The 11433-nt window shown below is 55.4% G+C and carries 11 protein-coding genes; 5 read left to right on the top strand and 6 right to left on the bottom strand.

The window, feature by feature from the left end; translation table 11 throughout:
• Positions 1-724, bottom strand: a 724-nt coding sequence (locus ABX962_RS18595) for an exonuclease SbcCD subunit D (RefSeq protein ID WP_372721534.1), incomplete at its 3' end; no start/stop codon positions are given.
• 462 nt (positions 725-1186) lie between these two features.
• On the opposite strand from ABX962_RS18595, the gene ABX962_RS18600 reads away from it, so the two are divergent.
• Positions 1187-2014 (top strand): phytanoyl-CoA dioxygenase family protein, encoded by an 828-nt coding sequence (locus ABX962_RS18600; RefSeq protein ID WP_372721535.1) that lies wholly within the window; start codon positions 1187-1189, stop codon positions 2012-2014.
• 159 nt (positions 2015-2173) lie between these two features.
• Positions 2174-3046, top strand: a complete 873-nt coding sequence (gene metF, locus ABX962_RS18605; RefSeq protein WP_372721536.1) for a methylenetetrahydrofolate reductase [NAD(P)H] — start codon at positions 2174-2176, stop codon at positions 3044-3046.
• A gap of 326 nt (positions 3047-3372) precedes the next feature.
• Here the strand turns inward: metF and tnpA are convergent, their stop codons facing one another.
• Positions 3373-3816, bottom strand: coding sequence for an IS200/IS605 family transposase (gene tnpA, locus ABX962_RS18610; protein ID WP_345321272.1), 444 nt, complete (start codon positions 3814-3816; stop codon positions 3373-3375).
• 141 nt (positions 3817-3957) lie between these two features.
• Positions 3958-4773: a DUF1080 domain-containing protein gene (locus ABX962_RS18615; protein ID WP_372721537.1), complete on the bottom strand. Its 816-nt coding sequence runs from the start codon at positions 4771-4773 to the stop codon at positions 3958-3960.
• A gap of 239 nt (positions 4774-5012) precedes the next feature.
• On the opposite strand from ABX962_RS18615, the gene ABX962_RS18620 reads away from it, so the two are divergent.
• The 3 genes from ABX962_RS18620 (at position 5013) to ABX962_RS18630 (ending at position 9205) form a co-directional block, all read left to right on the top strand.
• Positions 5013-5948 (top strand): ROK family protein, encoded by a 936-nt coding sequence (locus ABX962_RS18620; RefSeq protein ID WP_372721538.1) that lies wholly within the window; start codon positions 5013-5015, stop codon positions 5946-5948.
• A 133-nt stretch (positions 5949-6081) separates the two neighbouring features.
• Positions 6082-8034: a glucosamine-6-phosphate deaminase gene (locus tag ABX962_RS18625; protein ID WP_372721539.1), complete on the top strand. Its 1953-nt coding sequence runs from the start codon at positions 6082-6084 to the stop codon at positions 8032-8034.
• Between the two features lie 52 nt (positions 8035-8086).
• Complete coding sequence (locus tag ABX962_RS18630) at positions 8087-9205, top strand: folate-binding protein YgfZ (protein ID WP_372721540.1); 1119 nt, start codon at positions 8087-8089, stop codon at positions 9203-9205.
• 60 nt (positions 9206-9265) lie between these two features.
• Here ABX962_RS18630 and ABX962_RS18635 read toward each other — a convergent pair whose 3' ends face one another.
• From ABX962_RS18635 to ABX962_RS18645, 3 genes are all read right to left on the bottom strand, one after another.
• Positions 9266-9598 carry a hypothetical protein gene (locus ABX962_RS18635; protein ID WP_372721541.1) on the bottom strand — a complete coding sequence of 111 codons (333 nt, stop codon included), beginning with the start codon at positions 9596-9598 and terminating at the stop codon, positions 9266-9268.
• 82 nt (positions 9599-9680) lie between these two features.
• Complete coding sequence (locus ABX962_RS18640) at positions 9681-10724, bottom strand: DUF1559 domain-containing protein (protein WP_372721542.1); 1044 nt, start codon at positions 10722-10724, stop codon at positions 9681-9683.
• The coding region (locus tag ABX962_RS18645; protein ID WP_372721543.1) for a WD40 repeat domain-containing protein at positions 10711-11433 on the bottom strand (723 nt) is incomplete at its 5' end. The genes ABX962_RS18640 and ABX962_RS18645, both read right to left, overlap by 14 nt.

The following is an 11433-nucleotide window of genomic DNA, read 5'->3' on the forward strand; positions in this document are numbered from 1 at the left end:
ATGCATAGCATTCAATTTCGTGCACTCGAGTGGTTTGTTCGGCGTCGACGTCCACAATCGAATAACCGTGCGGGCCAGGTTCGTCGAGCGAGCGGCCTTGCGGAGCCCCACAGTAAACCGCGGCTCCTACGGCACCTCCTTCGATTTCCTGGCGATTGTGTTTGCCGCCGAGAGCCCAATAGTCGAAACGGCCTTCTTTCAGCGCGTCGGCGTCCGAAGAACCATAACCGACCGCGACGGTGTATTCGTCACTCGGGTCGACGCGGAAACTCGGAACATGCAGCGACGAACGACCTTCGCTGCTGCGGCCGACGACAACACAAATCGTGCGTCCGGCGCGTTGAACGGGGACCGCGATCGCTTTGTTCTTGGGAAACAACGTAACGTTGGGAGGCAGCGGGGCGGCTTCGGGCCACTTTTGCGGGTCATCCGCGTTGCCAGCGACCCAGAATACCGGCTTTTTCTTGGCGTTCAGCTTCTCGAAATAATCCAACAGCAACGCCATCCCGTGCGGGCCAGCGGCTTGAGGATTCAGTAGATCGCCGGAAAACACCACAAAATCGATATTTTCGGCCAGCGCGGCCTCAAAAACCGCCTTTGCCGCGCGTCGTGGCGCATCGGCCATCGCGTCACGAAGGTGACTCGGGATCGCATCGAGGTCCCCGAGAGGAGATTCGAGATGAAAATCGCTAGCGTGAATAAATCGGAACGACTCGCCCGGCATGGGTTCCCTCCCTGGGATAACTCCGTGGCATTACCGTTTTGCGAGTTCAGCGATGTGGGCGTCCCTGCAAAACACGTTACAGCCGCCGTTCTTTCAAATCATTTGAAAAGAATTGCAAAAGGTTCCTCTGCCGCTTGCGTCACCAAAATCGTTTCGTTTGCGTCCAACCTGTGACGGTGTGGGCAGCGTGCCTCGGCTGCGTAGGCCTGGAAGTTTAACGAAACTTGCAAAAAAGGACCAAGTCGTATTTGCAATGTTTCACGAAAAATCAAGCGGTTATCGACGCTAGCATTCCACAAGACAGGAAAACTAGGCACCGCAGGCAAACTGGGTCGCGAGCGAGGGGTGGGTTGACCACCGCGTTTGGTGTCGAAGAGAATCATCGTGGGGCGACTAACTGCCACCGTTTCCTTGACTCGCCTTTTGTTTCGTCGCCCCCAGAGAGGAAGTGGAAAGTCCCTGATGAACAAAACTGACTTTGATATCATTCCCGATCGTGATTCGATTGGGTCTCAGCAGCGTGAGATTGGCTTTTGCCCCACCCACAACGATTCACCGCTACTGCTAACGCCTGAGCAGATTGGTCGCTGGAACGATGACGGATATCTCGGACCGCTGGATGTTTACGACTCCGATGCAATCGCTGAAATCCGCCAGTACTTTGATCAATTGTTGGCGGATACGTTTGCAGCGGGCAAGGACAGCTACTCGATCAGCAGCGCCCATCTAAAGCATGCACCGGTGTGGGATTTGTTGACGAACGAGCGAACCGTCCGTTTCGTCGCGGACCTGTTGGGCGAGAACGTGATCGGCTGGGGATCGCATTTCTTTTGCAAAATGCCGGGGGATGGCAAGCGTGTCGATTGGCATCAAGATTGTAGTTATTGGCCGTTAACACCTACCAAAGCAGTGACGGTGTGGTTGGCGATCGACGATGCCGATGCTGAAAACGGATGTATGGAAGTATTTACGGGATCTCACAAACACGGGCTGATTGATTTTGAGGTCAGCGATTCAAACGCGGGCAACGTGCTGGATCAAACGGTGGATCGCCCCGAGCAATACGGGACTCACCAATTAACTCCGCTGCGTGCGGGACAGATTTCGATTCACAGCGATTTGTTACTGCACGGATCGTCCCCGAACGTCAGCGACCGCAGACGGTGTGGGTTAACGCTTCGCTATTGCCCGGCCGACGTGCATGCCTATTTGGGCTGGAATCAGAAAGGGGTGGTGGTGCGTGGATCTGCGGATCCAGCGGAGTGGCCGGGCGCCAAACGTCCCGCGTAGTTTGGCCGGGCTTTGGGGCTCGGAATCGGGTTTCGGGGACGAATCGTGGATCGGCATCCCTCGGTTTGCTAGGGGATTCAACCCGCACGTCATCTGATTACAATGCGTAGGTTGGCACCGGCTGCCGGCCTTGAAAATCCCTCTGTGAACTAAGAAGTAATGTCTTTAGCGTCTCATTTCAACTCATCCGATTGTGCGATCTCGTTCGAGCTTTTCCCACCCAAAACGGAGGCGGGAATCGAGACGTTGATGAAGAATGTGGAGCGTTTAAAGGAATTTAACCCTAGTTTCTTCACGTGCACTTATGGCGCCGGCGGCTCGACTCGGGGCACAACGCTGGACGTCGTGGAAAAGGTCAAGCAGATCACCGGATTACCGGTGGCATCCCATTTGACCTGCGTGGGTTCAACCGTCGCTCAGCTGGAAGACTACTTGTCCGAAGCAAAAAATCGAGGCGTCGATTATATCGTCGCATTGCGTGGCGATCCGCCCAAGGGGAGCGAGCAATTTGAAGCGGTCGAGGGTGGCCTGCGTTACGCCAACGAATTGGTGGAGCTGATTCGCAGCCGCTTCAGCGACTTCGGCATCCTGGTCGCAGGCTATCCCGAAGTCCACCAAGAAGCCAAGGACGGCAAGACCGACCTAGAGAACCTGAAACGCAAAGTGGATGCTGGGGCAGACATCGTCGTGACTCAATTGTTTTACGACAACGCCGACTTCTACCGTTTCCGTGACGATTGCGTTGCTGCGGGGATCACGGTGCCAATCGTACCGGGAATTCTGCCGGTCACCAATTTCAAGCAAGCGTTGCGGATCGCATCGATGTGCAAAGCAGCGATTCCGAGCGTGTTGTCCGACGCCATGACCTCGACCGACTGCGAAGAGTCGCAGTTCAGCATCGGTGTCGATCACGCTCGCGAGCAAACGATTGATTTGATCAAAAACGGTGTACCAGGGATCCATTATTACGTGCTGAACAAGAGCGACGCCGCCGAAAAATTGCTCGATGGCTTGGATCTCTGCTGCTCGTAGCTCGCCCGCGTTGAATTGGCGATTGGCATGTAGAACACACGAACGCTCTGACCAATCGGTCGCGTTTCGCGTTGCGCTGCGGCATTGTCGTAATCCCGATAGGGATTAAAGCAATTAGCCGAGGGTCGTGGCACAGCCACGCACCCTCGGGTGGCTAGACAAGGCGATACTGACCCTGAAAGGGTCAAAGCGTCTTCGACCCCTCCAGGGTCGGCGCATGCTTTGCGTGACGCGTTTCCGGTGGTGTCGCTGCGCTCAACCACCGGCTAATCGCTTTGATCCCTTCCGGGATCGATGTATTGGTTTTGGGATAACAACGAAAGTTGCTATTCCAGATACTTTGGATCGTACGCGATGTCCGCAGCATCGAGCATTTCAATCAGTTCTTCTCGGTATGACTTCACACGATGATGCTCTCGCTGATTCTTGATGTACCCCTTCACCGCATTGCGTGCTGTTGCACTGACTGAAAACACTGAATATCCATCTTGCCAAGCGAATTTATCCTCCCCGATCGTCTCGTGCACCCATGTAGATGAAGACTTTTTGAGTTCACGCATAAAATCGGAAATGCAATGCGTTGGTTTGAGCCCGCACAAAAGATGGATGTGATCCTCGACGCCTCCAACACCTTGCGGAAACCCCTGAAGGTTCTTCACAATTCCGCCAAGGTATTCATGCAGACGCTTCTCCCAGGAGCGATGGATGAAGTTCGTGCGTTGCTTCGTGCTGAACACGATGTGGTAATGCAGGCTGGCATAGGTGGACATTGGACTCGCTCCATTGGTTGGCATGTCCCTGCTGGGGCTTGGTTTGTGCGGGTAGACTGCGAGCCGACCAGTTCTCGCGTGGCGAGGAATTCGATTCCTTTTCCGAGCAACTCACATCGCTCGACTCGCAACAACCGCAGCCTATTGCTTGAGCACCATGATTTCAACTTTGCGGAAATCGCAAGGGTGGCTTTCCGATTGCAATGAAATCGTTCCGCCGCTCAGTTGGATGCCGCCCTGTTGCTCGGACAACTCTTTTGCGTGAGCGTCCTTCGGATCCAATTGTGGCTTGTTGTACTGAAGCACAGTTTTGCCATCGATGATGTGCTTGATGATTTCGTTGCCACGCACCTCGATCTCGACGGTCACCCAGTCGTCGCCATGAAACGTGCCGGACGACGAACTGGTGCAGTGAGGCGTGAACAACTTGCCGTCCATCACCACGTTTGTCCCAGGCGTGCAGAGGTTTGCGTTGGTGCGGGGATTCTTTCCGTCGCCGCCAAGCAGTTGGACTTCGATCGAGACCGGAAAATCCTGGTCTCGGCTCATCGTTTCAGGCTTTTCGCCATGAATCATGATGCCGCTATTGCGAAACGCCCATCCAGGGCCGCCACTGCATTGGTCGCCAAGAAAGCGGTACTCGACCCGGAATCGGTAATGCGAGAACGAATCTTTGTAGAACAGATGCCCGAACGTTTCGTTGAACTTGTCGTAGCCGTCGTAGCGAACCTTTAACAAGCCGTCCTCGACTCGAAACGTGTCTTTGAAATTGTCACCCAGCTCGTGGTAACGAAATTTAGGGGTCCATCCTTCGAGGTTTTTGCCGTTGAACAGCGATACCCATTTTCCGGTTTCGGAGTTCTCTTTTTTCGTTTCCTCGGCGTGGACCAACGAAAACGAGCAGAGGGCAACGGTCGCTGCGAAAAAGATGCGATGAAACCGCGTCGGATGAAACATGTTGGGCACTCATGCGGGAAACGAGTTGGGGAGAATTAATTTCGCCTTCATCATAATCTTAATCCCATCGCAGTGAACATTGGATCGCCGAACGTGATCATCGTCGGCGACAGATTTTTGCCACATCCTCGGAATGAGTGGTCCCCCCCATGACTCGGCAGACCGTTTTGCGATTATGATGATGCCCCACTGCTGCCACCTGACAAATTGCTCTCCGCTTCCTCTGCCCCCCACTGCACATGCCTGCTTCCGACTCTGCTCCCTTGTATCTCGGTATCGACGTTGGCGGAACGGACGTCAAACTGGGATTGGTCGACGGAGCGTGCCAAATTGTCGCGACCGAACGAACCGCCACTTCGCTACTGAAAACGCCTCAGAACGTGTTTCGCCATGCAATGGAATTTGCTTCAGGACGACCGATTGCGGGGGTGGGACTGGCCGTTCCCGGGGTGCTCGATTCGCATGCATTCGAGCTTCGCGAAGTCGTCAATCTCGACGGTTGGCTTGGTGTCCCGCTTCGAGATCAGCTGGCTCAGATCAGCGGTTTGCCATCGATGGTGGTCAATGATGCCAACGCGGCTGCCTATGCCGAACATGCCTCGCGTTTGCTCGGAGTGCAATCGCTAGCACTGATCACCTTGGGCACGGGCGTGGGGTGTGGGATGGTCGTCGTGGGGAATCCGCACGGCGGAGATCACGGTTGTGCTGGCGAACTGGGGCATATCGCGATCGACTTTTCTGCCGATGCCCTGCCCTGCACTTGCGGAAGTCGCGGCCACTTGGAAACTTATGCAGGCGCGGCGGGCGTGATTGCTCGAATGGTCCAACTAAGCGGTGAAGAGGCCGAGGGGCTGACACCGCGGCGGATCGCCAATCGAGCAGAATCCGGCGACGAGTTATGCCAAAAAGTGATCGCCGATACCGCAGCTTATGTCGGGCGTGCGATCGGCATGTTAGGCCAAGTTGCCGATCCCGCAGTCGTGCTGTTGGGCGGAGCGATGACGTTCGGCGGCATGGAAACCGAAACCGGGCGACGGTTTCTAGCGGACGTTCAAAAAAGTGTGAAACAGACCACGTTGGTCCAAGTCGGCGGAAATATGAAAATCGAATTTGCCACGCTCGGCAACCAGGCGGGCATGATCGGAGCCGCGATGGTGGCGCGGGATCGGTCGTAGCGCCGCTACCCAGTTACCGACTCGATCGAGCCATCAAGCATGCTCGCTGGGGTTTGGCTCCAACTCGAAACTGAATATTTATCTTTCGCTCGCTCCTTGGCACTCGGCTTATTTTTAAGGAAGGATTTTAATCATGACGGAAACATCCACGGACCACACCGCAGATTACACGCTGCGTGAAAAGATACCGTGCCGCGTCTTTGCCAAGGCCTCGGACGCCAGCATCGCGGCGGCCAATGAAATCGCCACGTTGATTCGTTCGCGTGCGGCAGCAGGACAATCATGCGTTTTAGGATTGGCGACCGGATCGTCACCAACGCGTGTCTACGAAGAACTGGTTCGATTACACCGTGACGAAGGGCTGTCATTTGCCAACGTGATCGTCTTTAGCTTGGACGAATACTATCCAATGCAACCGGACGAACTGCAAAGCAACGCAAGGTTTCTGCATGAATATTTGACCGACCTTGTGGATATCGATCCAGCTAATATCCACTTTCCCGATGGCTCGATCGAAAAATCAAAGGTCGCCGAGTTTTGCGCGGCTTACGAGACCAAGATTGCCGAGGCGGGTGGAATCGACCTTCAAATCCTAGGACTTAGCCGAATCGGCCATATCGGCTGCAACGAACCCGGCAGCGAACGCACGACGCGAACTCGCATGATCACGTTGGACCGTGTTACGCGAATCGATGCGGCCAGCAATTTTTTTGGTGCCGAGAACGTTCCACGTCATGCGTTGACGATGGGCGTCGGCACGATCCTTGAATCGAAGCAAATCTTTTTGCTCGGATTCGGCGAAGGCAAAGCGTCGATCATTTTGCAAACCGTCGAACAAGATGCGACTCCGGCAATTCCCGCTTCCTTTTTGCAAGGACACGCAGGTGCCGAAGTGTTTTTGGACGAGGCGGCCGCGTCGGGATTGACCCGCTTTGATACGCCGTGGTTGGTCGGGCCCATCGAATGGGACAACTCGACGACGCGGCGAGCGGTCATTTCGTTGGCCACACGACTAGGCAAGGCAATATTAAAATTGACCGAAGCCGATTACAACGAAGCCGGGTTCCAGGACCTGTTGGCCAATCACGGCAGCGCGTACGACATTAATCTGAGAGTGTTCCGGCATCTGCAGTCCACGATCACCGGATGGCCCGGCGGGAAACCAGCCCACGCGAAACAGGTCGGCGATCGACCGGGGCACCGCGACGACATCTTCCCCAAACGAGTCATCGTCTTTTCGCCTCACCCCGACGACGATGTGATCTCGATGGGCGGAACGCTGATCCGTTTGGTCGATCAGGGGCACGATACACATATCGCTTATCAGACCTCGGGCAACATTGCGGTCTTTGACCAAGATGCGATTCGGTTCGCGGAGTTCGCAGGCGATTTTTGCCGCGAGTTTCAGATCCACGCCGAAGGGCTCGAGCAGCTCGAAGATCACGTGGACGAGTTCTTGCGAAAGAAACGATCCGGGCAGGTCGACAGCGATGAAATCCAGCGAATCAAAGGGCTGATCCGCCGCGGCGAGGCACGGGAAGGCGCCCGTTGCTGTGGCGTGAAGGACGAGAACCTGCACTTTTTAAACCTGCCCTTCTATCAAACTGGGCGGGTCAAAAAAGCGCCGCTGAGTGACGAGGACATTCGCATCACTGTCGAGTTGCTGCGAAAAATCGAGCCGCATCAAATCTATGCCGCAGGCGACTTGTCCGATCCCCACGGTACCCACCGGGTCTGTTTAAGTGCAATTTTGCAGGCCTGTCAACAATGCAGCCAAGACCCGTGGTACGAAGCGTGCGCGGTGTGGCTGTATCGAGGTGCGTGGCAAGAGTGGGCTCCCGAAGATATCGAGATGGCGGTTCCGCTGAGCCCTCAAGAAGTCGAGCGGAAACGAGTTGCGATTTTCAAGCACGAATCACAGAAGGATCGCGCCCTGTTTCCCGGATCGGATATGCGTGAATTTTGGCAACGTGCCGAGGCCCGCAATGCCGACACCGCGCAGCGGTACGACTTGTTGGGGCTAGCCGAATACGCGGCCATCGAAGGCTTCGTTCGCTGGGACGGCAAAACGGGCATCGAACTGTAAGCAGCGTCCGCCCCCCGGTCAAACGTTTCGGCCATCCCTGAAAACAAATGCTTTGACGAATTTCGCGACAACCGAACGCGTTGCCCAAGAGGGCGACAATCTCCGCGTTTCAAAGTCGCTGATCGCCGAGCGAATCGCGACAATCCGCACGAACCGAACTTCGTTTGGGGCTTACGTGTTCCGCAGCGATCAGCGAAAATGGCTCGCCAGAGGTCTCGGCGATTTCCCGCCCCCCCACCTGCTCGTTTCCCCATTGATCGATCTTATGACGACTTCTCAAATTCATCTGCTTTCATCGCTTTCGGTGGTTGATATCGACGGGGCCGACGCGGCGGTGATTTTGCACAACTTGACCACCAACGACGTTAAATCGTTGGCGGTTGGCCAGGGCTGTGAAAGTTTCGTGACCGATGTGCGAGGCAAAACGCTCGGACATTTCCACATCTTCCGTCGCGAAAACGGCTTTCGTTTAATCGGAGCCGCGGGCGTCGCCGAGAAACGCCAATCGGAAACCTTCGCCGCTCACGCCGATCGCTATACGATTCGCGAAGACGCCGTGGTGACGATCCGCGATGACGAGTTTGTCGGATTTCTGTTCTCCAGTTTGCCGTCGGCGCCGCACGAAGATCCATTGACGTGGTGGGACGGTTCGATCGGCGAGACCGCCGGTGCGACCTACCGAGTCCGCTGGCTTAACGACGCGAGTTGGATGGTGTTGATCGAGCGGAGTGACCTTGATGCTGCAATGGCCAGTGTCAATGAAGGTTTGACCGAGCCGCTTGGCGACGAAGCCTCGTTCCATCATGCACGCACGGTTGCCGGTTTCCCCTGGTATGGGATCGACATTGACGATTCAAATTTGCCACAAGAAATCAATCGCGATGAGTGGACGATTTCGTTCACCAAGGGATGTTATCTTGGCCAGGAAACGGTCGCACGGCTGGACGCACTAGGCCAGGTACAAAAGAAGCGCGTGCGGCTATCGATCGAAGGCACGTTACCCGAAGCCGGCACAACGCTCGAGTCGGAAGGAAAAACTGTCGTGCGATTGACGAGCGTGACGAAGGTCGACGACCAACAAGGATTGGCGATCGGATTCGCGCGACGAACTCATTTTGACCCTGGCGCGACCGCCACATGCGAAGGCTGCATCGCCACGGTCATTGAGTAAGTATTGAGTAATCGGAAACAAGCATCCGGGCGTGCCAAGCCGATCCCATCACGACAGCACTTATCGCCGCAACTCGATCGTGCCCGCATCGAACACGTCCGTTTCGGGAACGGCCCACTCAATCTTGGATTTGTCGTAGAAGGCATACTTACCTCCGAGTCGATCGCCGACTTGGGTGCGAGTCAGATTATCAAACTCGCTCCACACAAACGTGATCACATATTGGCCTACCGGTGCGCCGTCGCCTAGGCTGTAGGTCGAGATTTGAAAGCTGCCGTCTTTGGAGGTGATTCCAGAGGAGATTGCCGCGCTGCCGGTTTTGGGATGCAGTCTCAGCACGACGCCTTCGGCGGGTTCGTCATCGACAAGCACGACCCCCGTGATTTTCACCATGTCATCACGCACGTTCGATTCACTGCACCCTGAGTTACAAAGGATTGCGACAAGGCTACAAACAAGCAAGCCTGATTGGGGATTACTGAACAGAGTCAATGACTTCACCGGCGCGACGAGTAATATGGGCAGAGAGAATTTTAGGATCGGTGGACGCGGTAAAGAATCGAACCGAGCCATCGGCGAAGACAAAGTAGCAGCCCCCGACGTGAAAACTATGGAACCCGAATCCCCGAGCGTTCGTGCAATTAATCGCACAGGGACCGGCCTGAGGCGGCCAGGAAAGCCCGCCATGCAGCGAACCTTGAAGCCAGTGTTCGCCATTGACCAAATCACCCCATCCGCCCCCTTCGGTTCCGATCAGGTTTGCGGTCGCCAGCGGATCTTCGCGACCGCCGCTGAACACGACCGGGCCTCCGGTGCGTTCACCGATTAGGAACGTGTTGGACAACCCGTCGAGGACCCCGGCAAAGCTGCCATCCTGATGGCCGCCGAACGCCGCGCTAACGACCTGCATCGCTCCTTCGCGATTGTTTAACAAAGCGTTTCCATAGGCGTGTTTGGCGTACGTTCCGGCGACGCCGGTGGTCGGGCAATAATCGGCGGGGGCTATATTCGTCGCGGTGAACGGCAAGCCTGCGGGAACTGCGTTGAAAGTATATTTGCGGTCCGCCGGGGTTCCCGGCGTGGAAGGGCACACATAACCGGCAATCGGCGTTTGCACCAAGGCGACGTTGCGCGGACTCAGCTGATCTGCCGGCAAGGTTTCGTGGTCATATTCGTCGTAAATAGCTTGCTGCTCGAGATAGGGCAAAAGCGTCACCCCCCAGGGTTTGCCGTTAAACGCATCCGGCGGCGTGTCCAACCACCAAGCTCGCGGCAGCAGGTTGAACGCGGCATGATAATTGGCGATCCCTAAACCAATTTGCTTCAAGTGGTTGCTGCACGACATGCGACGCGATGCTTCCCGTGCCGCTTGAACTGCGGGCAATAACAGGCCCACCAACACCCCGATAATTGCAATCACGACCAGCAGTTCCACGAGAGTGAATCCTCGCGGATGAATTTTCAGTGGACCATGCCCGTGGTGTTTTTGAAACCCAAGACGAGCTTTAACGCGCTGCATACCTGTTGTCCTGTTTCGTGCGTTCCGGAGAGGGGATATGCCAGCGATAAATGCGTGATTCATCGTCGTTATTGTACCCCATAATCAATTTTGTTGCATCGTGGTTCATGCGAATGGCGTCACAGTAACTGTCCCAATAGTTACTCTTCCAAACGGCCAGCGTACCCAGTTGCAATTGCTTGTCCATGTCCCAGAATTGAAGTGTCCCACTGTCGGTCATCATTAATAACCGATGGTTCGAAAGCAAGCGAATCGCTGAGGGACGCATGGCAAATTCACCTGAAAAGGTAACCCCATGCAGCATCGCTTGTTGCTGTTTCGTTTTAATGTCGATGGCAGACAGTGATCCATCTTCCCAACCGACGACGAGTTGCTTGGCATTAGGTGTGAATTCGACGCAACTGGCCCGTTCGAAACTGGTTTGCCACCGCTGCGATCCGCGGCTCGGCAGGTGTATGACCTCGAGTTCATTTCCACCGATAAACACAAGCTGTTGGTCATCCTGCGAAAAGGCAAGGCAGTGTGTCCCCGAATCGTTGTGACGTGAAAGGATCGGTTTGAGAGTCGATTCGTTTAAGTCAAACACATGCAGAATGTCGACTCTGCCGCCCACCGCAAGATAGCGTCCCGATGGCGAGAAGCTTAGTCGATCATAGGAGTCATTGGATTCAAACATCGGAAGCTGAGCGGTTTTCACCGTCGGATTCTC

This window comes from Novipirellula sp. (assembly GCF_041583735.1).
GTDB lineage: Bacteria > Planctomycetota > Planctomycetia > Pirellulales > Pirellulaceae > Novipirellula.

Excerpts from the sequence above, each read along its gene's own strand:
- ABX962_RS18615 (WP_372721537.1), bottom strand. The coding sequence starts at position 4,773 with ATGTTTCATCCGACGCGGTTTCATCGCATCTTTTTCGCAGCGACCGTT.
- ABX962_RS18640 (WP_372721542.1), bottom strand. The coding sequence starts at position 10,724 with ATGCAGCGCGTTAAAGCTCGTCTTGGGTTTCAAAAACACCACGGGCAT.
- ABX962_RS18620 (WP_372721538.1), top strand. The coding sequence starts at position 5,013 with ATGCCTGCTTCCGACTCTGCTCCCTTGTATCTCGGTATCGACGTTGGC.
- ABX962_RS18635 (WP_372721541.1), bottom strand. The coding sequence starts at position 9,598 with ATGGTGAAAATCACGGGGGTCGTGCTTGTCGATGACGAACCCGCCGAA.
- metF (WP_372721536.1), top strand. The coding sequence starts at position 2,174 with ATGTCTTTAGCGTCTCATTTCAACTCATCCGATTGTGCGATCTCGTTC.
- ABX962_RS18625 (WP_372721539.1), top strand. The coding sequence starts at position 6,082 with ATGACGGAAACATCCACGGACCACACCGCAGATTACACGCTGCGTGAA.
- tnpA (WP_345321272.1), bottom strand. The coding sequence starts at position 3,816 with ATGTCCACCTATGCCAGCCTGCATTACCACATCGTGTTCAGCACGAAG.
- ABX962_RS18600 (WP_372721535.1), top strand. The coding sequence starts at position 1,187 with ATGAACAAAACTGACTTTGATATCATTCCCGATCGTGATTCGATTGGG.